Origin of the sequence: Kitasatospora sp. NBC_00374, assembly GCF_041434935.1 — a bacterium.
GTDB lineage: Bacteria > Actinomycetota > Actinomycetes > Streptomycetales > Streptomycetaceae > Kitasatospora.
The window spans coordinates 5,899,143-5,924,987 of record NZ_CP107964.1 but is presented as its reverse complement, the minus strand read 5'-3'; the positions used below and the strand labels follow the sequence as shown (position 1 = coordinate 5,924,987).

The window sequence follows — 25,845 nt, the reverse complement described above, 5'->3', positions numbered from 1 at the left end:
CCCTTCAATGCCGGTTCAGTCCGCGAGCAGGGCCGGCAGCTCCGCGATCGAGGCCAGGACGTGGGTGGCGCCGTCGGCCCGCAGGCGCTCCTCGCCGTGGGCGCCGGTCAGGACGCCGGCGACCACCGAGGCGCCGGCGCGGGTGCCGGTGAGCATGTCGTAGCCGGTGTCGCCGGCCACCGCGATCTGCCGCACCGAGTCGGTCCCGGTGCGCAGCAGGGCGGCGAGCGCGAGGTCGGGGTAGGGGCGGCCGCGGCCGGCCTCGGCGGGGCAGAGGGTGAGGTCGGCGATGTCCTGCCAGTCGAGGGCCTTGAGGATGCGGTCCTGGGTGGCGCGGGAGAAGCCGGTGGTCAGGACGACCTTGCGGCCGGCGCTGCGGAGCTGCTGGATGGCGTCGGCGGCGCCGGGCAGGGCGGCGCAGTGTCCGGCGTCGACGAGGTCGTGGTAGGCGGCCTCGAAGGCGAGGTTGGCCTGCTGGGCCTTGGCCTCGTCGCCGAACAGGTGGCGGAAGACGGAGATCTTGGACTCGCCCATGGTGACCCGGACGTGCTCCAGCATGCGCGCGTGCTCGTCGGTGCCGGCGTGGACGCCGAGTGCGGAGGCGGCGGCGTCGAAGGCGCGCTCGACCAGGCCGTCGTCGGCGACGGTGGTGCCGGCCATGTCCAGGACGACCAGGCGGATGTCGTTGCTCATGTTCAACAGCCCTTACAGGTTGGCGAGGTTGGCGGTGGTTTCGGCGATCGCCGGGGAGCAGGTCATGCCGCGGCCGCCGGGGCCGGTGACCAGCCAGGCGGAGTCGCCGAGCCGTTCGCGGTGGACGACCCGGGTGGTGTCGGTGCACTGGGCGTAGACGCCGGCCCAGCGGCGGCGGATCCGGGGCAGCGGGCGGCCGAGCAGCTGTTCGGCGACGGCCGTGAGGTGTTCGTACGGTTCCTCGTCGACGTCGAAGCCGAAGGGCTGGTCGTACTCGTGGGTGTCGCCGATGGTGAGGCCGCCGTGCTGCCGCTGGACCATCAGCAGCTGCATCTTGTGCGCCGCGGCGACGGGCGGCTGCGGCTGGGCGGCCTTGAGGGCCTCCAGGGCGGGGCCGGCGAAGGCCGGGTAGTAGCGGAAGCTGTCGCCGTCGGCGACGGAGGTGGTGAGCGGCTCGTCCAGCGGGTCGGTCTGCATCATCTGCAGCCGTACGCGGCGGACGGGGAGTTCGGGGGCGAGTTCGCGGACGAGGCCGCCGAGCCAGGCGCCGGTGCAGAGGATCACCAGGTCGCCCTCGTGCAGCTGTCCGTGGTCGTCGCGGACGGCGCGGTCGCCGACCAGCTCCCGGACCTCGCGGCCGGGGACGAAGGTGTAGCGGCCGGTGGCCTCCAGGGCCGCTCGCAGGGCGGGCTGGGCGAGGCGGGGTTCGACGGCGGCGTCGCGCTCGCACCACAGGCCGCCGAGGAGGTCGCCGCGCAGGGCGGGGTTGGCGGCCCGTACCTCGTCGGCGTCGAGCAGCCGGTATCCGCGTGCGGCGGCGTCGGGGAGCTTCACCGCCTGTTCGGCGACGGCGAGTTCGGCGTCGGTGCGGACCACGGTGAGGGAGCCGTTGGGCCGGAAGTGCAGCCCGGGGACGCGCTCGCCGATCGTCTCCCACAGTTCGCGGGCGCGCAGCGCGGTGGCGAGTTCCTCGCCGCCGGCCCGGCCGCTGACCCAGACCAGGCCGAAGTTGCGGACCGAGGCGCCGCGCGCCTCGGTCTCGCGCTCGATGTGGACCACCTCATGGCCGCGCTCGACGGCCTGCCAGGCGTGCATGGTGCCGAGTACGCCCGCTCCTACCACGATGACTCTCATGCGGCCAGGCTCGGGCGCACAGGTGACGGGAGTTCGTCCGCCCGGGGTCGGGGACATGAACCGCCTGGCAAAAGTTGTACAGACAACCCGACCACCGGCCGGGCGACACTCAGCGCACGACCTTCGCCCGCAGATAGTTGCGGCGCCCGAACTGCGGCTCGTCGACGGCGGTCAGCTCGTCCACCTGGAAGCGGTACAGGGCCGCCGCACCCCGGCCCGCCAGAAGCCGGTCGCGGACCTCCGGGTCCTGCCCGAACGAGGGGAAGCGCGCCCGGTACGCCGCGAAGGCGGCCTCGGCCTGCCGGCCCCAGGCCTCCCCCGCACTGCCTGCCAGCTGGACACCGCGCAGGTGCTCGCCGAAGGCCGGCGGCGGCAGGAACACCGTCGCGGCGGCCCGGGCGTCCTCGGTCAGGTGCAGACTGTGCCGCGTGGCGCGCTCGCTCACGAAGTAGAGGACCAGGTCGTCGTCGTACGCGAAGAAGGCCAGGTTGGCGTTCGGGCCCAGCTCGTGACCGGCCGTCGCCAGGGTGAGCACGGTGCTCTCCGCGAGGATGCCCTCCACCCCCTTCCCGAGCTCGGCCGCGGGCCAGTCGCCCTGGGTGACATCGAGCCGGTACGGCATGGCGCGTCCCTCCGCACTGCTGTGACCTGAGAACACCGGTGAGCCCGGGCGGCGCCTCGGCCCGCCCTGCTCACATGCTCCCGCCGTCTGACGGGCAGACACAAGTGGCGGCCCGCCGCCGCGGCACGGCTCGACGGAGTGTCCGAACACACCGGGTGAACCGACCAGTGTCCCCCGGGACCCCCCACCGGGACGAGGATTACGCCTCACCCGGCATGTCCCGGCCAGTCGGTCGTACCCTGTGTGGCAATGACTGCGGCACGACCAGGGGGACCGAAGTGCACCGGAGCCATCGGCCCACCCGTGGCCACCGCGCGCAAGGCGGTACCGCAGCGCTCGTCCGGGCGTACGACCGCGCCATGGGCGGCGAGGACACCGGCGCCGAACCGCCCGGCGGCAGAACGCCCTTCGACGACCAGCGGCCCGAGATCGGCGACTCCTGGGCCCGGCTGCGGCGCCTGGGCCTCGACCCGGACCGGGGCCGCAACGCCCGCCGGATCACCACCGCCGAGCTGGAGCACCGGCGCCGCGACAACGGGCTGGACCAGGTGCTCCCGGTGCTGCGGGACTCCCTGATAGGCCCGGGCGGCGACACCCCGCTGCTGCTCGCCATCGCCGACGCCGAGGGCCATGTGCTCTGGCTGGAGGGCAGCCGCCCGCTGCTGCGCAGCGCCGACTCGATCGGCTTCGACCACGGCGCGCGCTGGGCCGAGGACGAGGTGGGCACCAACGGCATCGGCCTCGCCGTCCGGACGGGCCGGGCCACCCAGGTGCACTCCGCCGAGCACTACCTGCGCAGCCACCACGCCTGGACCTGCGTCGCCGCCCCCGTGCGCGACCCGCGCACCGGCGCCCTCGCCGGGGTGATCGACCTCAGCGGTCCGGCCCACACCGGCGCCCCCTACCTGCTCCAACTCACCGTCACCGCCGCCCGGCTGGCCGAGACCGAGCTACGTGCCCGGCACCTGGAGTCGCTGCACCGGCTGCGCACGGTCGCGGCGCCGCTGCTCGCGGGGTTCACCGGCCCGGCCCTGGTGGTGGACGACGCGGGCTGGACGGCCGCGGCCAGCGGCATGGCGAACATGCCGCGGCTGCACCTGCCCGCCGACGGCTGGGGCAGCACCGCCGTGCACCGGCTGCCCGGCCTCGGCGAGTGCCGGGTCGAGCCGCTGGCCGGGGGCTGGCTGGTGCGCCCGGTGGGCGGCCCGCCCGCCGACCCCGCCGAGCAGGCCGAGGGCGCCCGGGTGCGGCTGGACCTCACCAGTCCCGACCGGCCCGAACTGTGGGTGTCCGGGGCGGCCGGCAGCTGGTCGTACGGGCCGAGCCCGCGGCACGCCGAACTCCTGCTGCTGCTGGCCGTCCACCGGGACGGTCTGAGCGCCGCCGACCTCGCCGGGGCACTGTTCGGCGACCGGGCCAGGACCGTCACGGTGCGGGCCGAGCTCTCCCGGCTCCGGCGCCACCTGGGCGGGCTGCTGGAACACCGCCCGTACCGGCTGGCCGGGTCGGCGGAGGTGTCGGTGCGGGCCCCGGCCGAGCCGTACGACCTGCTGCCGGGCTCCAACGCCCCGGCGGTGCGGGAGATCCGGGCCGCGCTGGCGGCCGGCACCCTGAGCCTGCCCACTTGACCGGCCCACCCGACCGGCCGTCCGCGGAGGTCGAGCCGGCCGGACCGGCCTGTCGGCTCCCGGCCTGTCGGCTCCCGGTCCGTCAGCTCCCGGCCAGCAGCGCGGCGAGCTGTTCGTCGGTCGGGCCGGAGACCGCCTCGGCCTCGGCCGAGACGCAGGCGTAGGTGCGCTCCAGCCAGGCCTTGACGTGCGGCCGGGAGGCCTCCAGCAGGGCGCTGCCGTGCGGGGAGTCCAGCGCGAGGTGCAGCGTGGAGCCGTGACAGGGGCAGTAGGCGGGCCACAGCTTGATGTCGCCCTGACCGCTGAGCGACGCCAGCCCGTCGCGCAGCAGCTCACGCGAGAAAACCCAGTCCGCCTCGTCGGGACGTCCCAGGTGGAAGGTGAGCCGCACCTCGAACGGGCGCTCGGCCTCGTATCGGAACCTGGTGCGCACCTCACCCACCAGGTCCTGGTCCAACGCGATCCGCAGCGTCAGTACCTCCTCGACCACCGGCGGAACGGCGGCGACCCGGCCGGCTTCGCCGCCCGTGGGGGTGGCGGCGAGTGGCTGGTTCGAGGGAGCGGACAGCGGGTCGCGCGGCATAGACGTTCTCTCCGGGGCGGCTGGGTTAGAGGCCAGCGTGCGGCACCGGCGGGCCGACGGCAAGGGTTGCAACGGGGTTGCAGGCCCCGGCCCGGGACACTGCCGGACACTCCGTCAACTTCCGCGCACCGTAGGTCACTAGGATGGTGGCAATGGTGCGGTTCCGGGACTGGCGATGGGTGTACCCGCCGCTGGTACTCTCGAGGACCCGCCGCAGCGTCCGGCGCCCGTGCGAGGCGGAGAGGGAGGGGAGCCCGGTGGTGCTCCGCGAGGACAGCAGGACGATCCGGCCGGTCGGCCGGCACGGCCGGCCGAAACCGGTGGGCGGACGGTTCCGACTGCCCACCCTGAGGTTCTCCGGCGCCGCGATGGCGATGTCGACCGTGGTCGGGATCAGCCTGCTCACCACCTGGCTGCTGAACGAACAGCAGCAGGTCGGCCGCCAGCCCCGGATGTCGGTCGGCGCCAGCCCGCCGCTGCCCAGCCCGGAGCCCGAGACCACCGCCCCCGCGGTCGAGCCCGTCGGCGTGCCGGCCTCGGCCGTTCCCGCGCCCACCGCCACCGCGGACCAGGCCGTCACCGCGCTGCCCGGCGCCCGGCCCGGCAGCACCGCCCGCCCGGTGACCCTACGGCCCGGCGGCACCCCGTCGCGGCCCCCGGCCTCCCCCTCGCCGTCCGGCCCCGATTCCGCCCCGGCCGCGAAGACCGGCGGATCGCCCTCGCCCGAGCCGAGCGGCACCGCCTCGCCCGTCGGCGAGCCCACCCGGCCGAACCCGGCCGCGCCGACCGAACGGCCGGACACCGCGCTCACCGGCACCGCCGAGCTGACGCCGCTGGGCCGCTCCGGCACCCGGCACACCGTGACGCTGACGGTCGGCGAACCGCTGACCGCCGTCCAGGTCGAGCTCCGGCTGCGCCGGCCGGACGTCCTGCCCGGCACCGTCCCCTGGACCGACCTGCCGGGCGCGGTGCCCACCGTCTCGCTGGAGTACGACAGCCTGGTCTACCGCTTCACCCTGCCGCCGGGCCTGGACGTCGCCCCGGGCGTGTACGGCTTCACGGTGACCGGCGCCGCCCTCCCGGCCGCCGCCCTCCCGACCGGCACCCTTCCGGCCGGCACCCTTCCGACCGGCACCCGCGCCTCGGTGGCGGTGCCGGCCTCGGAGAGCTGGAGCGCCTCGGCCTTCGCGCTGCACCGGCCCCGCGCGGTCGCGGCCCGAGGTGTCTTCGAGCCGTTCTGACCGCCGGGCCGAGCGCCGGCGCAACCGCCGGTCCGGGCGCCGGTCAGCCTTCCGACCGCCCGTCCCGGGCCTGCAGGTCGCGCACCCGTACCGTCCGCCGCAGGTCGTCCAGCTCGTCGGCGAGCGAACGGCGCAGCGCAGGCGTCGGTTCGGGCCGGCGCAGGCACGCCTCGGTGGCGGCGACCACCTCGGCGGTGGCCCGGTCGCGCGGGAACAGCGAGTGGCCCAGCACCGCGGCCACCCGGTCACCGCGTCCGCCTCCGGCCGGGACGGCCTCGAAGTAGCGCCGGACGTACTCGGCCGTGAGTTCCTCCGTCCCGGACCGCCAGAAGCCGTCGGCGGTGGCCGCCAGCACCCGGTTGGACGTCCCCTCGTCGAACAGCGCCGCCCAGGCCCGTTCCTTGGCCGCCGGCTCCGGCAGCGCGGCCCGGGCCCTGGCCGCGCCCTGCTCCGCGGCGTCGCTGCGGTCCCGGGCGAGTTCGGCGTCGATCGCGGCCTCGTCGGTGGCGCCCCGGGCCGCCAGCACCGCCAGCGCGGACCAGCGCAGGTCCGGGCTGAGGTCGAGGCCGTCCGGCAGCCCCGCACCGGCCAGCCAGCCGCGCAGGCGGTCGAGGTCGGCGGCGGAGTCGGCGCTCTGCACGGCGCCGCGCAGGGCGGCCAGCCGCAGGCTGTGGCCGGCGCCCGGGCGGGCGAGCAGCGCGTCCGCCGTGCGGGCGAGCAGCGCGAGGGCGGCGGGCCGGTCGGCGGGGGCGAGGTAGCGGCCGATCGCCTCGGTGCGGGCGAAGGCGAGCACCGCCTCGACGGCGGCGACGGCGCTCTCGGCCGGCAGGTGGGCGGCCACCAGGTCGAGGTAGTCGGCGGGCGGCAGTTCCCCGTCCCGGACCAGGTCCCGGGCGTGCTCCCAGAGCACGGCCCGGGTCAGCTCGTCGTCGATCGCGGACAGGGATCGGGTGACGGTCCGCCAGGAGTCCCGGTCCAGCCTGATCTTGGCCCAGGTGAGGTCGCCGTCGTTGGGCACCAGCAGGGCCGCCCGGTCGGCGCCGGCCAGCTCCGGCACCTCGACCCGGGCGCCGGGGCCGAGCTCGACGGGGACGGCCGCGCGCCGCTCCACGGACTCACCCGGTCCGCCGCTCCGCAGGTCGTGGACGCCGAGCTGGATCCGGTGCGGCCGGGTGCCGTCGTTGACGACCTCGACGGCGGCGATGGTGTCGTCCTCGTACCGGACCTCCAGGCGCAGCGTGTCGACGCCGCTGGTGCCGAGCCAGGCGTCGGCCCAGGCCCGGACGTCCCGGCCGCTGGCCTCGGCGAGGGCGGCGAGGAAGTCGGCGAGCTCGGCGTTCCCGAAGGCGTGCCGCTCGAAGTAGCGGTTGACTCCCGCGAAGAAGGCCTCGTCGCCGAGCCAGGCGACCAGCTGGCGCAGGGCCGAGGCGCCCTTGGCGTACGAGATGCCGTCGAAGTTGCCCATCGCCTCGGCGACGCTCTGCGTGCCGTTGCCCGCGACCGGGTGGGTGGAGGCGCGCTGGTCGGCGTCGTAGCCCCAGCCCTTGCGGCGGGCCGCGAAGCCCGTCCAGGCGCCGGTGAAACGGGTGGACTCGGCGGCGACGCGGTAGCCGAGCATCTCGGCGAAGGACTCGTTCAGCCAGAGGTCGTCCCACCAGCGCATGGTGACCAGGTCGCCGAACCACATGTGGGCCATCTCGTGGCACACGATCATGGCGCGCTGCTCGCGGTCGGCGTCGGTGGGCGCCGAGCGGAACAGCAGCTCGTCGCGGTAGACCACGCAGCCGGGGTTCTCCATCGCGCCCCAGTTGAACTCCGGGACGAAGGCCTGGTGGTACTCGCCGAAGGGGTAGCGCCGGTCGAACAGCCGGTGCAGGCGGTCCAGCGAGTCGCGGGTGACCTCGAAGATCTCCGGTGCCTCGCGGTCCAGCTCGGCGGCGAGCGAGCGGCGGGCGTGCAGGGCGAGCGGGATGCCGTCGTGCTCGGCGCGTACGGAGTGCAGCGGCCCGGCGACGACGGTGACCAGGTAGGTGCTGATCGCCTCGGTCGGGTGGAAGGCCCAGCGGCCGTCGCGGCTCTCGGCGGGCGCGCCGTTGGCGACCACCGTCCAGTCGGCGGGGGCGGTCACGGTGAGCGTGAACGGCGCCTTGAGGTCGGGCTGGTCGAAGCAGGCGAACAGCCGGGGCGCGAGGTCCGGGCCGAGGGAGGCGTAGACGTACCCGGCGCCGTCGGCGGGGTCGGTGAACCGGTGCAGGCCCTCCCCGGTGTTGGAGTAGGGCAGCTCGGCCTCGACCAGCAGCTCGTTCTCGGCGGCCAGGCCGCCCAGGGCGAGCCGGTGGCCGGCGAGCGCGGTCGGGTCGAGCGGGCGGCCGTTCAGTTCGGCCCGGCGGAACTGCGCGGCCGCCAGCTCCACGAAGGTGTCCGCGCCGGGCTCGGCGCAGTCGAACCGGATCACGGTCGTACTGCCGAAGACCTCCTCCCCCCGGTCCAGGTCGAGGTCGACGGTGTAGGAGCGGACGTCCAGCAGACGGGCACGCCGGATCGCCTCGGGGCGTTGGAGAGCTGACATACCCGCATGCTTTCCCGGCCCGGCGGGGTGGGACAAGTGGTTCCGCTTCCAGCCGAGTCGTGGCCGGTCAGGGTGTCCGTGTGGTTAGGGTGGGGGCGGCCCGCCGCCGCGCCATGTCCGAGCTGTCGAGGAGGATCACTGTGAGCACGGTCCTGACCCAGGGCGGCAACGCCCCGCTCCCCGTCACCCGGGTGACGGTCGAGGTGACGGCGCCCAAGGCGCTCGACGTCTCCGGGCTGCTGCTGACCGAGGCCGGCAAGGTCCGGTCGGACGCCGATTTCGTCTTCTTCAACGCCCCGACCGGCCCCGGCGTCACCCACCGGCCGGCCGGCGCCGGCCGGCCGGACGCGATCACGGTGGACACCGCCGCGGTGCCGGCCGGGATCGCCCGGGTGGTGGTCACGGCCAGCCTGGACGAGACCGGTGCCACCTTCGCCGGCACCGAGCCGACGGCGACCCTCCGGGACGCCGAATCCGGCCGGGTGCTGCTCACCTTCACCCCGCCCCGGCTCGGCCGGGAGACGGCGCTGGTGGTGGTCGAGGTCTACCGGCGCGGCAGTGAGTGGAAGGTCCGGGCGGTCGGTCAGGGGTACGCCGACGGGCTGGCGGGGATCGCCACCGACTTCGGGGTCTCGGTCGAGGACAGCCCGGCGCCCGCGGCCGCACCGGCCGCCACGGCCAAGGGTCAGGACCGCTCGTCCGCCCCGCCGCGGCCCAGCGGCCCGCCGTCGGTCGGCAAGGTCACGCTCGACAAGGGCAAGGTCGACCTGGTCAAGGGCGGTTCGGTCTCGTTGGAGAAGGGCGGCAAGCCGTTCCTCTCCTCGGTCCGGATGGGTCTGGGCTGGGAGCCGGCCGGCGCCGGCCGGAACATCGACCTGGACGCGTCCTGCATCGCCTTCGACGCCCAGCGCAAGAAGATCGAGACGGCCTGGTTCATGAAGCTGTCGATCTTCAACGGCGCGATCGCGCACTCCGGCGACAACCTGACCGGCGAGGGCGCCGGCGACGACGAGGCGATCACCGTGCACCTGGACGGCCTGCCGGCCGAGGTCTGCGGCCTGGTCTTCGTGGTCAACTCCTTCTCCGGCCAGAAGTTCACCGACATCAAGAACGCGTACTGCCGGCTGGTCGACGCGGGCAGCGGCCAGGAGCTGGTCCGCTTCGAGCTGGCCCAGTCCGAGCCGCACACCGGCGTCGCCATGTGCAAGCTGGTCCGCCAGTTCTCCGGCGAGTGGGTGATGACCGCGCTCGGCGAGTACGTGGACGCCAAGACCGCCCGCAGCATGGTGAAGCCCGCGGCGGCGATGCTGTAGCCCGCGTCCCCTCCCCCGCGGTTCACCCGTCGGCCCCGCCAGGCTCCGAGCCCGGCGGGGCTTTCGCCGTTCCGGCCGCCGGCTCCGGCCCCGGACGGTCGGCGGGCGAACCGATCGGTACGCGCCCGAACCGGAACCACCTCGGCCCAACTCGCCACAATCGGAGCCCTGTTGCGCGCAATTCGACGCAGCCAACGCTTCCGATTTTCACGCCAACAGCCGCTCCACCAGCGGGAATTCGATGATCTGATGATCAATCAGTTCCGCTCCGCCGAAACGCTACGCCGACGATACATCCCATCACAAGTATGGGCCTGCGAACGGAACTTGGGGATCTCGCAAGGCCGTTCCGCAGGCACCACACAGGGGGAGAAACCCTCCCTGTGACGGGCGCCGGAGATTCCGGCGCCATGGGAAGGAAGGGCATCACATGCTCGTCAAGAAGCTTCTCGCGGCAGGTGCGGTCGCCGGCAGCCTCCTGGCCGCGGGGCTGGCCACGGCGGCCCCCGCCTCGGCGGCCCCCGCCTACGACTGCACCTCCGGCCAGGTCTGCCTGTACTACAACTCGGCCGCCTACGGGTACGGCGCGGTCTACGTCCAGACCGGCCCGGTGTCGGACTACGCGGGCAAGACGTTCCACGCCGGCCGCAACGGCAGCAGTGGCGCCGGCGTCTCGGTGAAGAACCACGCCGCGTCGGTCGACAGCTGGGTCAACAGCACCTTCACGGTGTACTACAACAGCGGCTACGACTGCAGCGTCGCGTGCCAGAGCTTCACCCCGTTCGCGACCGGCGACCTGAACGCCTCCGTCAAGAACAACAACGCGTCCGGCAAGTGGTAACCCTGCCCTGACACCGTCGGGCGACTGAACGCGGTCTCCGGCCATTCGCACTGGCCGGAGACCGCTGCGCCGAAGCCTACTTGATCACCTGGCCGCCGCCCGGCCGACCGCCGGCCCCGCCCCACGCCCCCGGTCCCGCCCCGCTCACCGATCCGGAAGAGATCACGCCTGTGTTCAGCCGCTCGCGTCGCACCGCCGTCCTCCTGATCGCCCTGCCGCTTCTCCTGGCAGGCTGCACCGACGCCGCCGACCCGACGTCCGACGGCGAGCAGCAGCAGACCCGGCAGACGGCCCCGGTCGCTCCACCGCCGGTGACGGCCATCCCCACGTTCGACTCGGCGAACGACAGGCCGCTGCCTCTCGACGCCTACCTGCTGAACCCGGACCAGCTGTCGACGGTGACCAAGGGGCGCGAGGTCCTGCTCACCCGCTGTATGAAGCGCTTCGGCTTCACCTCCTACTCGCCGCCGGAGTCGCCCCCGCTGCCGCGCGACAGCGACGCGCCCACCCTCCGGACGGACGGCCGGTACGGCCACCAGAACGCCGCGTTGATGGCGAAGTGGGGCTACCACCCCGAGGGCGGGATCCACCCGGACCCGGCATCGCAGGGAGCCCCCACCCCGGAGACGACACCGCAGACGGCCCTCGTCGAGCGGGGCACCGACGACCCGAGGACGAGGTTCGGCCCCGGCGGGCAGACCGTCAACGGCGAGAAGGTGCCGGACCACGGCTGCGTCGGGGAGGCCGCCAGGCAGCTCACCGGCGCCGCCGACGGCACGGTGGGCGACCCGAAGACCTCCACCGACGCCAAGTTCGCGACCCTGCGGCAGTCCCAGGACGACGAGCGCACCAAGGCGGTGTTCGCCCGGTGGTCGCAGTGCATGAAGGAGAGCGGCTACGACTATCCGGACCCGCTGGCGGCGATCGGCGACCTGGAGTGGCGCAAGTCCCCCCAGCCCTCGCAGCGCGAGCTGCAGGTGGCGACGGCGGACGCGGCCTGCCGGACCAGGTTCAACGTGGTCGGCGTCTGGTACGCGGTCGACTTCGCCTACCAGGAGCTGGCGATCAAGGGCGACGCCGAGAACATGGCCAGGGCCAAGGCCTCGGTCGAGGCCCAGGTCAGGGCCGCCACCCAGGCGCTGACCGGCTGATCCGGGCGGGCCGGGCCGGCATCCGGCACGTCGTCACCCCGAGGCCGTGACCACCAGGGCCACCCGCTCGCGCCAGCCGATCCGCACCCCGGGGATCCGCACACCGCCCTCGTCCGGCCGGGCGGGGGCGGCCGGACGTTCCCGCCGGCAGTCGCCGCACCGCGCCTCGCCGCTGACGGACCGGAAGGCGCGGTCGCAGTCCGTACAGGGCGCCAACTCCGGGACGGAGGCAGGGACCGGCGGGAGCTTGTCCCGCAGGCGGGTGCGCAGCAGCCCGGCGGGGCTCTTGACCGACTGCGGGAGCCCGGCCGTCAGCGCGTGCCGCAGACCCTCCGCGTCGACGCCCCTGGCCAGCCACTCGGCCGCCATGGGCACGAGCCGCCGCACCTCGGCCGCGCCGAGCAGCAGGCGCGGGTCGGTGCGGCGCAGCGACAGCAGGACGCGCTCGGCGGCCGCGGCGTGCGGGGTGGTGTGCGGGGTGGCGTGCGGGGTGCTCTCCGGAGGCGGTGGCGCGGTCGGCGCCGGGACCGGGAGGGGGGAAGTCTCTTCCTCCCCCGGTGTTTCACCCCTGGGGTGGGCGGTGCCGGACCGCCGCGCGGCGGCCTCGCCGCAGTCTCGCTCTCCGGCACCCGGCCGGCCGGTGCCGGAGCCGAGGTGTTCGGTGAACAGCCGCTCGGCCTCGGCCTCGCTCAGCCTGACGTTGGAGACCAGGGACTCGGTCCGGACCTGGCCGGTGGCGTTGCGCCAGCGGACGCTGTGCAGCAGCCCGGCCCGGGACAGCTGGCGACGCGCCCGGTCGACGGTGATCCTTCCGCCGGAGAGTCCGGCCGCCAGGTGGGTGACCGTGGTCGACCGGACCCGTGCGGGCGGCAGGGCGAGCGAGCGGACCAGCAGTCGGAAGGCGGCGTCCGACAGACTGTCGTCCCACACCTGGTCGTTGGCGATCTGCGTGAAGTCCCGCGACGGCGCGGTAACATGCCTGAGCATCCCTAGTGGCTCTTTCCCACTCGCGGGTGAAGAGCCCGGCGATGGTGCGTCAACACCTGCCGGGCTCGCCCCTTTTCCGGCGGGGGCGACCCGATACGGCGGCCACGGTACACGGAAACTCGACCCGGTACGCACGGTCCGGAATCATATGATGACCTTCCGTAACCGCCGTCGGGGCGGGAGGCTCGACCGACCGTCAGGCCGCGTACGGGTGAACGGTCTTGGCCTCGCGCAGCGCGGTCGCCCACCAGGCCAGCTGGTCGAGCATGGCCGTGGCGGCCACCTCACTGCCCGGGTCGACCGCCCGGCCGTCCGCGTCGAACTTGTCGCCGTAGTTGTGGAAGCTGACGGTGTTGCGGATGGTCACCGCGTGCAGCTCGGCCAGCACGACCCGCAGCTGCTCGACCGCGCGCAGGCCGCCGGAGATCCCGCCGTACGAGACGAAGGCGACCGGCTTGGCGTGCCACTGGTGGTGGTGCCAGTCCAGGGCGTTCTTCAGCGGCGCCGGGAAACTGTGGTTGTACTCCGGCGTCACGATGACGAAGGCGTCGGCGGCCGCCAGCCTCGGCGTCACCGCCGCGAGCAGCTCCACGTCCTCCTCGGCCGGCGGTTCGCCGTAGGCCGGGAGGACCGTCGGCAGCGGCGTCGCGGCCAGGTCGACGAGGTCGACGTCCATGTCGCCCCGCAGGCCGATCCGGCCGAGCAGCCAGCCGGCCACCACCGGGCCGAACCGCCCACCCCTGGTGCTGCCGACGACGACCGCGACCTTCAGCCGGTTTCCGCCCGTTCCGTCCATCTCGGACCCCCTTGATGTGTACGTCGTATCGCTTGAGATACAACGTACACATCGATGTGTACGTTGTCCACTGCTGATACGGTGTACACAGATCGCCCACCGGAAGGAGCCCCCGCCTCGTGGCCAGCCAGCAGAAGCCGGAGAAGAGCACCTCCCTGTGGGAGCGCCTCGACCGCCCGGCAAGCGCCCCCCGCTCGACCCTGACCCCGCAGCGGATCGCCGCCGCCGCCGTCGGGATCGCGGACACCGAGGGCCTCGACGCCGTCACCATGCGGCGCCTGGCCGCCGAGCTGGGCGTCGCCCCGATGGCCGCCTACCGGTACGTCTCCGGCAAGGACGAACTCCTCGAACTGATGGTGGACTTCGCCTACGGCGAGCTCGCCCTCCCCGACGACGGCACCGGCTGGCGCGACACCATGCTCGCCCTCGCCACCCGCACCCGCGCCGTCACCCTCCAGCACACCTGGATGGCCCGCACCGCGGCCTTCACCCTCACCCCCAACCAGCTCGCCGTCCCCGAACGCATCCTCGCCGCCCTCGACGGCCTCGGCCTGGACGCCGACACGATGATGGCGGTCCTCCGCACCGTCACCGCCTACGTGAACGGCGCCCTCGACGCCGAGATCTCCCTGCTCCGCCTGATGGCCGACCACGGATGGTCCAACGGCGACGAGACCCGCACCGCCCTCGCCCCCCGGATGACCTGGCTCCTGAACACCGGCCGCTACCCCACCTACAGCCGCTACGCCTGCGAGGCCACCCGCACGGACGACCCCGACTGGCAGTTCCGGACCGGTCTGGAATGCGTCCTCGACGGCATCGCCGCCCGCCTGGGCATCTGAGCCGGGCGGGATGCGGACCCCGGCCACCGCCGGCCCCCACTCGATCGGATGAACGTCGACCGGGTACGGAATGAGGCGCCGGCGCCGTCGATAGCGTGCTCCCGACTCACCGAAGGGGGCATCATGAGTGCCATGGCACACGAGTACCCGACGCAGGAAGACACCCTCCTGGAGGGCTTCCTCAGTCTCGCCACCCCCGAGGGCTTCCGAGCCGAACTCATCGACGGGGAAATCATCGTGACGCCACCCGCCGACGGCGACCACGAGGACTTCGTCGGTCTCCTGATCGATCAGGTGGGCCGACAGTCGTCCGTCAGGATGCAGGTGTCCGGCAACAAGGGCCTGCGGCTCGCCGGCGGGGGGCGGTGTCCCAAGGACCACGCCATCCCGGACGCCACGTTCGCACCGCTCGACCTGCGGCTCTTTCGGGGCGCTCCCCCCTGGATGGACCCGAGCGGCGTAGCGATGGTCGCCGAGATCACCTCGACGAAGCCCCTCCAGGACAGGATCGCGAAGCGCCACTGCTATGCACGCGCCGCGATTCCGCTGTACCTCCTGATCGACCGCGAGGAGGGCCGCGCGACGATCTTCAGCAGGCCCGAGGGTGACGAGTACACCGAGGTGCACCTCGCCCCGTTCGGCAAGCCGCTCGCCCTGCCGGAGCCCTTCGGGTTCGAGCTCGACACGCAGCCGCTGATCTGACCGGCGGGGCCGTGGGAAATGCGTGCCGGCCTTCCCCGGGCCTCTGCTAGCGTGGAAGGCATGAAGCGCGCTGCTGTTGTGACGACGACGCCGGAGAGTGTCCCGGCGCGCTGACAGTTGTCTTTGTCCGAAGCCCCGGGGCGAGTGCCCCGGGGCTTCGCCGCGTTCGCACTCGCCTCCACCCCCGCGAGGAGACCGCGATGCACGACCACCGCAAGCTCGGCCGCGAGCTGGACCTGTTCGACACCGACCCGCTGATCGGCGCCGGACTGCCGTACTGGCTGCCCGACGGCGCGGCCGTGCGGCACGCCCTGGAGGAGTACGTCCGAGGCCTCGAACGGCGGGCCGGGTACCGGCACGTGTACTCCCCCGCGCTCGGAAAACGGGAGTTGTACGAGATCTCCGGGCACTGGTCGCACTACAGCGAGGACATGTTCCCGCCGATGGACCTCGGCGGCGAGCAGGTCGTCCTGCGGCCGAGTCTGTGCCCGCACCACGCGCTGATCTACCGCTCCCGCTCCCACAGCTACCGGGAACTCCCCCTGCGCATGGCCGAGTTGGGCGGCATGTTCCGCGAGGAGCGGTCGGGCGTGCTCGGCGGCCTGTCCAGGGTCCGGGCGATCCAGCTCAACGACGCCCACATCTTCTGCACCCTCGACCAGGCCGCCGACGAGGCCAGGGCCGCGCTGGAGCTGATCCGGCAGGCGTACGCCGCGCTGGGCATCCGGGCGGTCCGCCACCGGCTCTCCCTGCCGGGCCCCGGCGGGAAGTACGTCGCCGACCCCGCGATGTGGGAGCGGGCGTCCGCGCTGCTCGCCGAAGTCCTGGAATCCGCCGGGATCGCCTACGAGGCGGTCGAGGGCGAAGCCGCCTTCTACGGACCCAAGATCGACGTTCAGATCGCCGACGGTGCGGGCCGCGAGGCCACCCTGTCGACCGTCCAGATCGACTTCCACCAGCCCGAGCAGTTCGACCTGCACTACATCGGCCCGGACGGCGGCAGGCACCGGCCGGTCATGGTCCATCGCAGCATCATCGGCAGCGTCGAGCGGGCCGTCGCCCACCTCATCGAGCTGTACGGCGGAGCGTTCCCGGCCTGGCTGGCCCCCACCCAGGTGGCCGTCCTGCCGGTCTCCGACGCCGAACTCCCGCAGGCCGAACGGCTCGTCCGGCACTGCCTCGACCTGGGCCTGCGCGCCGAGCTCGCCGGGCCGGAACGCGGCACCCTCGGAGCCCGCGTCCGCGGGGCCCGCCTGGTGCCGTACCAGGCGGTGATCGGCCCCAAGGAGGCCGTCGACGGCCACGTCGCCCTGCGGCTGCGGGACGGCCGCCGCCCGGACCCGATGCCCGCCGCCGAGGCCCTCACCCGCATCGGCGCACTCGTCGACGCACGCGGCACCGACCTGTGGGAGGCCGCCGAGGGGGGCTGACCGACCGGACACCGCCGGGGCCGCGGATCGGCATGTTGTCCGCGGCCCCGGTCCGGTGCGAGAGTTGGTCGGCGCCAAAGACTCCAACTCCCTTGGCCGCCAGGCGATCCGGCGGACGACCGCGACCGGTGAGGAGCTCCACGAGTGACAGCCGAGGACAGCAGGCCGCACGTCCACCCCGCCGAGCCGGACACCGCCGGGCTGCCCGACGGATCGATCGATGCCCTCACCCGGGCCGCCGCGGCCCACCGGGAGGCCGGGGACCCGATCGCCGAGGCCGACGCGCTGGAGAGCCTCGGCACCGCGCTGCAGGACGCGGAACGGTTCGACGAGGCGATCGAGCTCCTCACCCGGGCGGTCGAGCTGTTCCGCGAGCACGGCGAGGACACCGACGAGGCCGGCGCGCTGGAGACCCTCGCCTTCGCCCTGCGGGACGTCGGCCGGCACGACGACGCGATCGCGGCCCTCACCCGGGCGGTCGCGCTCTGCCGCGAGTCCGGCGACGGCCTCGACGAGGCCGGCGCACTGGAGTCCCTCTCGTCCGCGCTCCGGGAGCTCGGCCTGCTCGACGAGGCCGTCGCCCACGACACCCGCGCCGCCGCCCTCTACCGCGAGACCCGCGACGACGCGGCCGAAGCCGACGCGCCGAACCGCACCCGGCTCGCCCGACAGGAGCAGGCCCGAGCCGCCACAGACCCATCACCGACCGCCGCGCGCCGCCACCACGAGACGGCGACCGAGGCCGAGCCTCCGGCCGCACCCGCACCCGCACCCGCACCCGCGCGGACCGGATGGCCGAGCAGACTCGCCCGCCGCCTGCGAGGAGCACGCGGGCAGGTCTGAACAGGGCTACTGCTCCAGTGCGGCGGCCGGCTCCGGCTCCGTCGCACTCTTCCCCGCGGGCCCGTCGAGGCGCTTGCCGAGCAGCACGAACAGCAGGATGAGCCCGACCGTGAGGACGATGTGGCCGAGGCCCGCGATCCACGACACGGCCTCGGGCACCTGGTTGCCGAGCACCGTCTGAGTGCCCCTCAGGAGCATCATCAGGACGGTGATCGCGATGCCCGCGTTGTAGCACCAGAAGAAGGCCGTGAACTGCCTCGTCCCGGACAGCCCGAACTGCTTGTCGAGGGCCAGGACGATGAGGAAGCCCAGCATGCCCAGAGCCAGCAGATGGGTGTGGACGACGGCGAGTTGGGTGTCGCCCTCGAAGTGGTGGGCCTTGGTGAGTTCCCGGTAGTACAGCCCCGAGACGACTCCCAGGATCATGTAGGTGTGTGCCGCGTAGTAGGACTTCCGCATCGCCGCGCCCGCTTCCCCGTTGGTCAACTGCCGTGCCGAAAGCAGCTATTGAAGCATCCGGGCGGGCTGCCGCGCGCCTCTTTCCCCCACCTGCGGTCGCCTTTTCGGTCCGGCTTCAGTAGGCTGCGCGCCGCACTGTCGTTCGTGTGCGCAAGTTGCACCGACTGATGCCTATCAGAGCAGTTTTGGGGGATTCACACCGTGCAGGTTTCTCGTGTCCTCGCTGCCTCCGCAGCATCGTTCCTGACCTTCTGCCTGGGCGCCGGCACCGCGGCCGCCGCCCCCACCGGCGGCCTGCCGGACCGGCCCTGCCACAGTGGCAGGACGGGTGTCCTCCTGCCGACCACCTGGACCGGGCTGGACCAGGCCAAGCTGGTCCGCGGGGGTGCGCCGGTCGAGACCACTCTGACGATCCGGAACACCTCCGGCCACACCGTCCGGAACCTCGACTCCCTGGTGTTCATCCAGCCGTCGGTGGACGAGGGCGACGCCGTCCTGCTCGAGTCGAAGACGGCGGGCGGCGACTGGACGCCGGTGCCGTGGGACGTCGTCCACCTCAACTTCCACTACACGCCCGGCAAGTACCAGCTCGCCAAAGATGAGACGCTGACGCTGAAGTTCCGGGCCTCCGCCAAGCGCGACGCGACGGCCGTGGACTACACCTTCTCCTGGAACGCGAAGTCGGACGTGCTCGACGACGACACCGACAGGTTCATCACGATCGACGACCTCGTCAACGGCACGGCCGTGCCGGGCGGAAAGGGCACCTGCACCGAGTACTACTCGCAGGTCGGCCAGTCCTTCAGCGTCGTCGAAGCCCCCGCGCCCACCCCGACCCCGACTCCCACTCCGGCCCCGACGCCCACCCCGACGCCCACCGCGGCTCCCACCGCGGCTCCCACCGCGACGCCGACGACGCCCGCCGCCACCCTCGCGGCCCGCGCCGTCCCCGCCCTGGCCGAGACCGAACTGGCCGAGACCGGCGGTGGCGCCGGCGCCCGTCCCCTCGCCGTCACCGGCGCAGCCGCCGTCACCCTCGGCGCCGGCATCCTGGTCGCCCTGCGCCGCCGCAACGGCTCGCACGGCTGAGCCTTCCCCCTCCTGGCGCGAAGCGCGGCCGACCGCGCCGGGAGGGGGGTGGCCGCCGTCGGCCCGGGCCGCGCCGGATCCACGACCGGGCGTGGCGCAGCCGTACGCGGCGCCCGTTCTAGGCGGGTGCACCGTCCGCAGGCGGTGGGGCGGCGGGAACCGCGAGCAGTACGGCGGTGATGTTGTCCTGGCCGCCGGCGTCCAGGGCGTGCGCGACGAGCGCCCGGGCCTCCGGCAGCAGGCCGCCGCCCCGGCCGAGTGCGGCGCGGAGTCCGTCGGGGTCGGGGAGGTGACGCCACAGGCCGTCGGTGCAGAGCAGCAGACGGCCCGGCCCGGACGGGCGGTAGCTTCGGACGCGCGGCGCGGGGTCGTCGGCGTCGGCTCCCAACCAGGCCGCGAGGGCGTCGAGTTCGCCGGTGTCGTCCTCGGTCAGCGCCATTCCCGGGCCCTCGTCCGGGAGCCAGTAGGCCCGGCTGTCGCCGATCCAGGCGCTCCAGATCCCCTGCGGTCCGGCGATGCCCGCCACGTACGTACAGGCCGGCGCGGCGGCCACGGACGCGGCCAGTGCACCGACCGCGCGGCCGGCCCGGACGGCGGCATCGGTCAACGCGTACTCCGGCAGCATCCCTTCCTCCAGCCGCGCCGCCAGCGCGGCCGCGCCGACCTCGGCGGCGACCCGGGCGGCCCGCTCCGACCGGGGCGACATGGACACCCCGTCGCAGACGACGCCGATCGTCCACCCGCCGTCCGCCGTGGCCAGTGCCATGGCATCGGCGTTGACCCCCCGATGCTTCCCCCGGTCACTGACCCCGGCCGCGCGGTCCTCCGTCGTGCGGCCCTCCGTCTCGCCGGCTCCCGCCGCGGTCCCCCCGGCCGTGATCTCCACCCGCGAGCGGAAGCCCGGTTGAGCCTTCCCGCAGTCCCAGCAGTGCCCGTCGGGGGCGACCGTCCCGCCGCACCGAACACAGTTCGCGATCTCTGTCATCAGCGTGCATCCTGCCAGATCGCCGCCGCGGAAACTCCCGGCGGCACCGCTCCCCGGGTTGATCGACTCCCACAAGGACCTCGTGCCGGAATCAGTGCGATCCGCTACCTGATGCGCAATCAATCCCCTGGCAGAGTGACTGATGAGCGGCCTGTCCCGCGGCCCGGCCCGGGCGAGGGATTGTGAGTTCACTACAAAGGAGCTGCGGGATGAGTGAGCGGATCGACGACGTGCTGGTCACCGGGCTCGGGGCCACCACGCCTCTCGGTGGGGACACCGCCTCGACCTGGGCGGGGATGCTGGCCGGGCGGTCCGGGATCGCCGCGATCGAGGAGGAGTGGGCGGCCGGTCTGCCGGTCCGGATCGCGGGCCGCCTCGCGGTGGAACCGACCACCGTCCTGGACCGCGTACAGGCCCGCCGGATGGACCGCTGCGAGCAGGTCGCCCTCGTGGCCGCCCGTGAGGCGTGGGCCGACGCGGGCTCTCCGGAGGTCGACCCGGAGCGGCTGGCCGTGGTGATCGGCACGGGCACCGGGGGCGCGCTCACCATGCTCGGGCAGGACGACGTCCTGGAGGCCTCGGGGGTGCGGCGGGTCTCCCCGCACACCGTCCCGATGCTGATGGCGAACGGTCCGGCGGCCTGGGTGAGCATCGAACTGGGAGCGCGCGGCGGCGCCCACACGCCGGTCAGCGCCTGTGCGTCCGGGGCCGAGGCGATCGCCACGGCGCTGGACCTGATCCGCCTCGGCCGGGCCGACGTGGTGGTGGCCGGCGGCACCGAGGCCTGCGTCCATCCGCTGCCGCTGGCCGGGTTCGCCCAGGCCAGGGCGCACTCGACCCGCAACGACGAACCCGGGCGGGCGTCCCGGCCCTTCGACCTCGACCGGGACGGTTTCGTGATCGGGGAGGGCGCCGCCGTGGTCGTCCTGGAGCGCGCCGGGTTCGCGGCCGGCCGGGCGGCCCGCGCCCACGCCACCCTCGCCGGGGCGGGCGTCACCTCGGACGCCCACCACATCACCGCCGCCCACCCCGAGGGCCAGGTCCGGGCGATGCGGCTGGCCCTGCGCGCCGCCGGGCTCCCGCCGCAGGCGGTCGACCTCGTTCATGCCCATGCGACCTCCACCCCGCTGGGCGACCTGGTCGAGGCCGGGTCGATCACCGAGGCGATCGGCGCCCATCCGGCCGTCACCGCCACCAAGTCGATGACCGGCCACCTGTTCGGCGCGGCGGGCGCGCTCGGTGCGCTGGTCGCGATCCTCGCGGTCCGCGACGGCGTCGTCCCCGCCACCCGCAACCTCGACACCCTCGACCCGGCCGTGAAGCTGGACGTCGTCGCGGGCCGCCCCCGGGTCGGCGCCTTGGGCGCGGCGCTGACCAACTCCTTCGGGTTCGGCGGCCACAACGCCTCCCTGGTGTTCACCCCGGCCACCTGAGCCGGGAACGCCTGAGGGGGCACGGTGCACCCCGGTGCACCGCACCCCCTCCCGGCGGCCTGGTGAGGCGTCAGCCCCGGGTGGCCATCGCCCGCAGGAAGAAGGTCAGGTTGGCCGGGCGCTCCGCGAGGCGCCGCATGAAGTAGCCGTACCACTCCTGCCCGTACGGCAGGTACACCCGCATGGTGTTGGCCTCGGCCAGCCGCAGCTGCTCCTCCGGGCGGATGCCGAAGAGCATCTGGTACTCGAAACTGTCGCGCGAGCGCCCGTTCCACTCGGCCAGCTGGCCGGCGATCTTGATCATGTCGGGGTCGTGCGAGGCGATCATCGGGTAGCCGTCACCGGCCATCAGCACCTTCAGCGCCCGGACGTACGCCAGGTCGACCTCGCGCTTGCCCTGGAACGCGACCGACTCCGGCTCCTTGTAGGCGCCCTTGCACAGCCGCACCCGGGAACCGGCCGCGGCGAACTCGCGGCAGTCCGCCTCGGTGCGCCGCAGGTAGGCCTGGAGTACGACGCCCAGCCACGGGAAGTCCGCGCGCAGCTCGCGGGCGATGGCGAGGGTGGAGTCGGTGGTGGTGTGGTCCTCCATGTCCAGGGTGACCGTGGTGCCGGCGGCGGCCGCCGCCTCGCAGATCCGCCGGGCGTTCTCCAGCGCGATCTTCTCGCCGTCCACCGGCAGGAACTGGCCGACCGCCGAGAGCTTGACCGAGACCTCGGCGTCGGCCGCGAGGCCGGTCTCCTCGAGCGCCGCGAGCAGGTGCTCGTACGCCTCGGCGGTGCCGGCGGCCTGGGCGGCGTCCTTGGTGTCCTCGCCGAGGTGGTCGAGCGTCACCTTGCGGCCGGTGGCGACCAGCTCGTCGGTGGCGGAGATGCCCTGGTCGAGCAGCTCGCCGGCGACGAACCGCTCGACGATGGCGTGGGTGGGCGGGAACTTCTCGACCAGGGTGCGCACCTGTGGGGAACGGGACGCGGCGAGGAGGGCGGAACGGAGCATCGGTACTCCTGAAGATGGTTCAGCAGGGAGAAGTAGGGGGCGGGGCGGCGGTGTGAGGGTGGGTCACCGCCGCCCCTGGAGGCACCGGGGCCGGTCAGCCCATGTGCGGGTAGCGGTAGTCCGTCGGCGGGACGAACGTCTCCTTGATGGACCGGGTCGAGGTCCACCGCATCAGGTTCTGCTTGGCGCCGGCCTTGTCGTTGGTGCCGGAGGCCCGGCCGCCGCCGAAGGGCTGCTGGCCGACGACGGCGCCGGTCGGCTTGTCGTTGATGTAGAAGTTGCCCGCGGCGTGGCGCAGCGCGCGCATCGCGTGCTCGATCGCCTCGCGGTCCTGGGCGATGATCGCGCCGGTCAGGCCGTAGCTGGACACCGACTCCATCTGGGCCAGCATCTCGTCGTACTTCTCGTCCTCGTAGACGTACACGGCCAGGATCGGGCCGAAGTACTCGTCGCGGAAGTACTCGCTCGCCGGGTCCTCGCAGACCAGGACGGTCGGGCGGACGAAGTAGCCGACCGAGTCGTCGTAGCTGCCGCCGGCCAGGATCTCGACCTTCGGGTCGGCCTTGGCGCGGTCGATCGCGGCCTTGTTCTTGGCGAACGAGCGCTCGTCGATGACGGCGCTCATGAAGTTCGACAGGTCGGTGACGTCGCCCATGGTGAGCCAGTCGACCTCGGAGCGGAAGTCGTCCTTGATGTCGGCCCAGATCGAGGCCGGGACGTAGGCGCGGGACAGCGCCGAGCACTTCTGGCCCTGGAACTCGAAGGCGCCGCGGGTCATCGCGGTCTTCAGCACGGCACGGTCCGCGGACGGGTGGGCGACCAGGAAGTCCTTGCCGCCGGTCTCGCCGACGATCCGCGGGTAGGTGCGGTAGCCGGCGATGTTGTTGCCGACCTCGCGCCACAGGTGCTGGAAGGTGGCGGTCGAGCCGGTGAAGTGGATACCGGCGAGGTCCGGGTGCTTGAGGGCGACCTCGGAGACGGCCAGGCCGTCACCGGTGACCATGTTGATGACGCCCTTGGGCAGGCCGGCCGCCTCCAGCAGCTGCATCAGCAGGTGCGCGGAGTACTGCTGGGTCGGGGACGGCTTCCACAGCACCACGTTGCCCATCAGGGCGGGGGCGGTGGGCAGGTTGCCCGCGATGGCGGTGAAGTTGAAGGGGGTGATCGCGTAGACGAAGCCCTCCAGCGCGCGGTGGTCGCTGCGGTTCCACACGCCGTCCGAGGAGATCGGCTGCTCGGCGATGATCTGCCGGGCGAAGTGCACGTTGAAGCGCAGGAAGTCGATCAGCTCGCAGGAGGAGTCGATCTCCGCCTGCTGCGCGGTCTTGGACTGGTTGAGCATGGTGGCGGCGGCCAGCGTCTCGCGCCAGGGGCCGGCCAGCAGGTCCGCGGCCTTGAGGAAGATCGCGGCCCGCGAGTCGAAGGAGAGCGCCTGCCAGGCCGGGGCGGCGGCCAGGGCAGCGTCAATGGCGTCGCGCGCGTCGTCCTGGGTGGCGTTGCGCAGCGTGCCGAGCCGTGCCGCGTGGTTGTGCGGCTGAACAACGTGGACCTCGGAGCCGGAGCCCATCCGGCGCTCCCCGTTGATCGTCATGGTCAGCTGGATCGGCTCCTGGCCGCCCAGCTCCTTCAGCTTGGCCTCCAGGCGGGCCCGTTCCGGGCTGCCGGGGGCGTAGCTGCGGACCGGCTCGTTCACCGGCGCGGGGACCTGGGTCACAGCATCCATGGGGCGCGCTCTCCTTCGAGTCGTGGGCGGGGAGCCGACGCGGGTCACACGGCGGCCATGGACGAACGCTAAACCCGTGGACAGGGGCACATGATTGGCCTGGCGGCTAAAGTCATCCGGACGGAGTTGTCCGAGTGGACGAAGGAGGGCCCGATGACAGCGCCCGCCCCCTCCGGCGGCATCCCGCTGCGCCGGCTGCTGATGTCCCTGGGCGAACCACTGGTCGAACTGCAGGCCGCCCCCGCCGGGCTGGACGTCCTGGTCCGGGACGTGGCGATCCTCGACCCGGAGGACCCGGCCACCGCGGCGGCCGGCGAACTGGTGCTGGCGATCGGCGCCCGCGGCCGCGCGGCCCTGCCCGCCCTGCGCGCCGCCGGACGGGCCGCAGCCGCGGCCGTCGCCGTGAAGCTGGACGCCCCCGGGCAGGCGGACGCGCTGCGCGAGGCCGCCACCGAGGCCGGCGTGGCCCTGCTGTCGGTGCGCCGCGAGACCCGCTGGGAACACCTGGACTCGCTCGCCCGGGCGATCATCGCCGGGCCGGACACCCCGGTCTCGGCCGAGCCGAACGCGGGCGACCTCTTCTCGCTGGCCCAGACGGTCGCCGTGCTGACCGGCGGGATCGTCTCGATCGAGGACACCTCCAGCCGGGTGCTGGCGTACTCGCGCTCCTCCGACTCGGACGAGGTGGACGACCTGCGGCGGCTGTCCATCCTCGGCTGGCAGGGCCCGGAGCCGTACCTCTCCAAGCTCCGCGAGTGGGGCATCTTCCAGCATCTGCGCAGCTCGGACAGTGTGATCGAGATCGACGCCCACCCCGAGCTGGGCATCCGCCGGCGCCTGGCGATCGGCATCCGGGCCGGTGCCCAGCCGCTCGGCACCATCTGGGTGCAGGAGGGCGCCCGGCCGTTGACCCCGCTGGCCGAGCAGTCCCTGGTCGGTGCGGCCCGGGTGGCGGCTGCCCAGCTGATCCGGCGCCGGCGCGAACTGTCGGCGGACGTCCGGCTGACCAGGACACTGCTCACCGGCCTGCTGGAGGGATCCACCGGCCCGCAGACCCTGGCCACCCACCTCGGGCTGGACCTGCGTCGCCCGGCCACCGTACTGGCGTACGCGGCGGGCCAGGGCCCCGAGCGGGAGCTGACCCGCGCCGAGGTGACCGGCCTGATCTCGGTGCACACCGCCGCCCGCCACCGCGGCGGCATCCTCGCCCCGATCGAGGACCGGGTGTACGTGCTGCTGCCCGAGCTGCCGGCGGCCCTGCCGGTGGCGACCCTGCGCAGCTGGGCGCAGGAGGTGGTGGTGGCGGCCCGCGAGCACCTCGGCGTGGAACTGCGGGCGGCGATCGGCCCGACGGTCGACGGCCTGGCGGCGGTGACCGAGTCGCGGACTCAGGCGGACCGGATCCTGGACGCGATGGGCCGCGGCGGGGTCGACCTGGAGGTCGCCGCGCTGATCGACGTCCAGGCCGAGGTGCTGGTCAGCGAGGTGCTGGCGCTGCTCCAGGAGCGCGGCGGGCTGCGCGACCCGCGCCTGACGGCGCTGACCGGCTACGACCGGCAGCACGGCACCCGGCTGGCGGAGTCGGTGCTGGCCTGGCTGGACGCCCTGGGCGAGGTCCGGGTGGCCGCCGACGCCCTGCACATCCACCCCAACACCCTGCGCTACCGGGTCCGCCGGGCCGAACAGCTGACCGGGATGGACCTGGCCCAGCCGCAGCAGCGGCTGCTGGCGATGCTGCAACTGCGGCTGCCCGCCGAGGACGCCTGACGGGTCCGCGGCGGGCA

At 73.7% G+C, this 25,845-nt stretch carries 23 protein-coding genes; 12 read left to right on the top strand and 11 right to left on the bottom strand.

From position 1 onward, the window contains the following. Window positions 1-15: 15 nt before the first annotated feature. The 3 genes from OG871_RS26460 to OG871_RS26450 form a co-directional block, all read right to left on the bottom strand. Window positions 16-693, bottom strand: a complete 678-nt coding sequence (locus tag OG871_RS26460; protein ID WP_371499924.1) for a phosphonatase-like hydrolase — start codon at window positions 691-693, stop codon at window positions 16-18. A gap of 12 nt (window positions 694-705) precedes the next feature. Next, on the bottom strand, window positions 706-1,827 hold the full coding sequence (locus OG871_RS26455; protein WP_371499923.1) for a TIGR03364 family FAD-dependent oxidoreductase: 1,122 nt from the start codon (window positions 1,825-1,827) through the stop codon (window positions 706-708). Window positions 1,828-1,936: 109 nt separating this feature from the next. Beyond that, a complete protein-coding gene (locus tag OG871_RS26450; RefSeq protein WP_371499921.1) occupies window positions 1,937-2,449 on the bottom strand; it encodes a pyridoxamine 5'-phosphate oxidase family protein in 513 nt (170 codons plus the stop codon). A 359-nt stretch (window positions 2,450-2,808) separates the two neighbouring features. On the opposite strand from OG871_RS26450, the gene OG871_RS26445 reads away from it, so the two are divergent. Further along, window positions 2,809-4,077: a GAF domain-containing protein gene (locus tag OG871_RS26445; RefSeq protein WP_371499919.1), complete on the top strand. Its 1,269-nt coding sequence runs from the start codon at window positions 2,809-2,811 to the stop codon at window positions 4,075-4,077. An 82-nt stretch (window positions 4,078-4,159) separates the two neighbouring features. On the opposite strand, the gene OG871_RS26440 is transcribed toward OG871_RS26445, so the two are convergent. Beyond that, window positions 4,160-4,660, bottom strand: a complete 501-nt coding sequence (locus tag OG871_RS26440; RefSeq protein ID WP_371499917.1) for an SsgA family sporulation/cell division regulator — start codon at window positions 4,658-4,660, stop codon at window positions 4,160-4,162. Window positions 4,661-4,917: 257 nt separating this feature from the next. On the opposite strand from OG871_RS26440, the gene OG871_RS26435 reads away from it, so the two are divergent. Next, the gene (locus OG871_RS26435; RefSeq protein ID WP_371499916.1) at window positions 4,918-5,901 is read left to right on the top strand and encodes a hypothetical protein; all 984 of its coding nucleotides are present in this window, start codon (window positions 4,918-4,920) and stop codon (window positions 5,899-5,901) included. Window positions 5,902-5,944: 43 nt separating this feature from the next. On the opposite strand, the gene pepN is transcribed toward OG871_RS26435, so the two are convergent. Next, window positions 5,945-8,470 carry an aminopeptidase N gene (gene pepN / locus OG871_RS26430; protein WP_371499914.1) on the bottom strand — a complete coding sequence of 842 codons (2,526 nt, stop codon included), beginning with the start codon at window positions 8,468-8,470 and terminating at the stop codon, window positions 5,945-5,947. Between the two features lie 152 nt (window positions 8,471-8,622). Here pepN and OG871_RS26425 point away from each other — a divergent pair, with 152 nt between their 5' ends. The 3 genes from OG871_RS26425 to OG871_RS26415 all read left to right on the top strand — a co-directional run bounded on the left by OG871_RS26425 (window position 8,623) and on the right by OG871_RS26415 (window position 11,775). Then, entirely contained in the window at window positions 8,623-9,783 is a 1,161-nt protein-coding gene (locus tag OG871_RS26425) for a TerD family protein (RefSeq protein WP_371503435.1), read from the top strand. A 430-nt stretch (window positions 9,784-10,213) separates the two neighbouring features. Further along, window positions 10,214-10,624, top strand: coding sequence for a hypothetical protein (locus tag OG871_RS26420; protein ID WP_371499912.1), 411 nt, complete (start codon window positions 10,214-10,216; stop codon window positions 10,622-10,624). A 170-nt stretch (window positions 10,625-10,794) separates the two neighbouring features. Then, window positions 10,795-11,775 carry a hypothetical protein gene (locus OG871_RS26415; protein ID WP_371499911.1) on the top strand — a complete coding sequence of 327 codons (981 nt, stop codon included), beginning with the start codon at window positions 10,795-10,797 and terminating at the stop codon, window positions 11,773-11,775. A 33-nt stretch (window positions 11,776-11,808) separates the two neighbouring features. Here the strand turns inward: OG871_RS26415 and OG871_RS26410 are convergent, their stop codons facing one another. Further along, window positions 11,809-12,762 carry a hypothetical protein gene (locus OG871_RS26410; protein WP_371499909.1) on the bottom strand — a complete coding sequence of 318 codons (954 nt, stop codon included), beginning with the start codon at window positions 12,760-12,762 and terminating at the stop codon, window positions 11,809-11,811. 196 nt (window positions 12,763-12,958) lie between these two features. Continuing rightward, complete coding sequence (locus OG871_RS26405; RefSeq protein WP_371499907.1) at window positions 12,959-13,558, bottom strand: NADPH-dependent FMN reductase; 600 nt, start codon at window positions 13,556-13,558, stop codon at window positions 12,959-12,961. A 119-nt stretch (window positions 13,559-13,677) separates the two neighbouring features. Here OG871_RS26405 and OG871_RS26400 point away from each other — a divergent pair, with 119 nt between their 5' ends. The 4 genes from OG871_RS26400 to OG871_RS26385 all read left to right on the top strand — a co-directional run bounded on the left by OG871_RS26400 (window position 13,678) and on the right by OG871_RS26385 (window position 17,375). Beyond that, window positions 13,678-14,400: a TetR/AcrR family transcriptional regulator gene (locus tag OG871_RS26400; RefSeq protein ID WP_371499905.1), complete on the top strand. Its 723-nt coding sequence runs from the start codon at window positions 13,678-13,680 to the stop codon at window positions 14,398-14,400. A 132-nt stretch (window positions 14,401-14,532) separates the two neighbouring features. Beyond that, window positions 14,533-15,102, top strand: a complete 570-nt coding sequence (locus OG871_RS26395; RefSeq protein ID WP_371503434.1) for a Uma2 family endonuclease — start codon at window positions 14,533-14,535, stop codon at window positions 15,100-15,102. A 110-nt stretch (window positions 15,103-15,212) separates the two neighbouring features. Continuing rightward, a complete protein-coding gene (gene thrS / locus OG871_RS26390) occupies window positions 15,213-16,532 on the top strand; it encodes a threonine--tRNA ligase (protein WP_371503433.1) in 1,320 nt (439 codons plus the stop codon). A 144-nt stretch (window positions 16,533-16,676) separates the two neighbouring features. Next, on the top strand, window positions 16,677-17,375 hold the full coding sequence (locus OG871_RS26385) for a tetratricopeptide repeat protein (RefSeq protein ID WP_371499903.1): 699 nt from the start codon (window positions 16,677-16,679) through the stop codon (window positions 17,373-17,375). A gap of 6 nt (window positions 17,376-17,381) precedes the next feature. Here the strand turns inward: OG871_RS26385 and OG871_RS26380 are convergent, their stop codons facing one another. Then, entirely contained in the window at window positions 17,382-17,861 is a 480-nt protein-coding gene (locus tag OG871_RS26380; protein WP_371499902.1) for a DUF2871 domain-containing protein, read from the bottom strand. 174 nt (window positions 17,862-18,035) lie between these two features. On the opposite strand from OG871_RS26380, the gene OG871_RS26375 reads away from it, so the two are divergent. Next, window positions 18,036-18,923 carry a hypothetical protein gene (locus OG871_RS26375; RefSeq protein WP_371499900.1) on the top strand — a complete coding sequence of 296 codons (888 nt, stop codon included), beginning with the start codon at window positions 18,036-18,038 and terminating at the stop codon, window positions 18,921-18,923. Between the two features lie 118 nt (window positions 18,924-19,041). On the opposite strand, the gene OG871_RS26370 is transcribed toward OG871_RS26375, so the two are convergent. Further along, window positions 19,042-19,908 carry a PP2C family serine/threonine-protein phosphatase gene (locus OG871_RS26370; RefSeq protein ID WP_371499898.1) on the bottom strand — a complete coding sequence of 289 codons (867 nt, stop codon included), beginning with the start codon at window positions 19,906-19,908 and terminating at the stop codon, window positions 19,042-19,044. A 209-nt stretch (window positions 19,909-20,117) separates the two neighbouring features. Between OG871_RS26370 and OG871_RS26365 the strand changes: the two genes are divergently transcribed. Further along, on the top strand, window positions 20,118-21,341 hold the full coding sequence (locus OG871_RS26365) for a beta-ketoacyl synthase (protein ID WP_371499897.1): 1,224 nt from the start codon (window positions 20,118-20,120) through the stop codon (window positions 21,339-21,341). 70 nt (window positions 21,342-21,411) lie between these two features. Here OG871_RS26365 and OG871_RS26360 read toward each other — a convergent pair whose 3' ends face one another. Together OG871_RS26360 and pruA are read right to left on the bottom strand one after the other, a co-directional pair. After that, entirely contained in the window at window positions 21,412-22,338 is a 927-nt protein-coding gene (locus tag OG871_RS26360) for a proline dehydrogenase family protein (RefSeq protein ID WP_371499895.1), read from the bottom strand. A gap of 94 nt (window positions 22,339-22,432) precedes the next feature. Further along, complete coding sequence (pruA, locus tag OG871_RS26355) at window positions 22,433-24,061, bottom strand: L-glutamate gamma-semialdehyde dehydrogenase (protein ID WP_371499893.1); 1,629 nt, start codon at window positions 24,059-24,061, stop codon at window positions 22,433-22,435. Between the two features lie 153 nt (window positions 24,062-24,214). Between pruA and OG871_RS26350 the strand changes: the two genes are divergently transcribed. Continuing rightward, a complete protein-coding gene (locus OG871_RS26350; RefSeq protein ID WP_371499891.1) occupies window positions 24,215-25,828 on the top strand; it encodes a PucR family transcriptional regulator in 1,614 nt (537 codons plus the stop codon). Window positions 25,829-25,845: the final 17 nt, after the last annotated feature.

Coding starts and splice junctions, on each gene's coding strand:
- OG871_RS26460 (WP_371499924.1), bottom strand. CDS start 693: ATGAGCAACGACATCCGCCTGGTCGTCCTGGACATGGCCGGCACCACC.
- OG871_RS26455 (WP_371499923.1), bottom strand. CDS start 1,827: ATGAGAGTCATCGTGGTAGGAGCGGGCGTACTCGGCACCATGCACGCC.
- OG871_RS26450 (WP_371499921.1), bottom strand. CDS start 2,449: ATGCCGTACCGGCTCGATGTCACCCAGGGCGACTGGCCCGCGGCCGAG.
- OG871_RS26445 (WP_371499919.1), top strand. CDS start 2,809: ATGGGCGGCGAGGACACCGGCGCCGAACCGCCCGGCGGCAGAACGCCC.
- OG871_RS26440 (WP_371499917.1), bottom strand. CDS start 4,660: ATGCCGCGCGACCCGCTGTCCGCTCCCTCGAACCAGCCACTCGCCGCC.
- pepN (WP_371499914.1), bottom strand. CDS start 8,470: ATGTCAGCTCTCCAACGCCCCGAGGCGATCCGGCGTGCCCGTCTGCTG.
- OG871_RS26420 (WP_371499912.1), top strand. CDS start 10,214: ATGCTCGTCAAGAAGCTTCTCGCGGCAGGTGCGGTCGCCGGCAGCCTC.
- OG871_RS26410 (WP_371499909.1), bottom strand. CDS start 12,762: ATGCTCAGGCATGTTACCGCGCCGTCGCGGGACTTCACGCAGATCGCC.
- OG871_RS26405 (WP_371499907.1), bottom strand. CDS start 13,558: ATGGACGGAACGGGCGGAAACCGGCTGAAGGTCGCGGTCGTCGTCGGC.
- OG871_RS26395 (WP_371503434.1), top strand. CDS start 14,533: ATGGCACACGAGTACCCGACGCAGGAAGACACCCTCCTGGAGGGCTTC.
- OG871_RS26370 (WP_371499898.1), bottom strand. CDS start 19,908: ATGACAGAGATCGCGAACTGTGTTCGGTGCGGCGGGACGGTCGCCCCC.
- OG871_RS26365 (WP_371499897.1), top strand. CDS start 20,118: ATGAGTGAGCGGATCGACGACGTGCTGGTCACCGGGCTCGGGGCCACC.
- OG871_RS26360 (WP_371499895.1), bottom strand. CDS start 22,338: ATGCTCCGTTCCGCCCTCCTCGCCGCGTCCCGTTCCCCACAGGTGCGC.
- pruA (WP_371499893.1), bottom strand. CDS start 24,061: ATGGATGCTGTGACCCAGGTCCCCGCGCCGGTGAACGAGCCGGTCCGC.
- OG871_RS26350 (WP_371499891.1), top strand. CDS start 24,215: ATGACAGCGCCCGCCCCCTCCGGCGGCATCCCGCTGCGCCGGCTGCTG.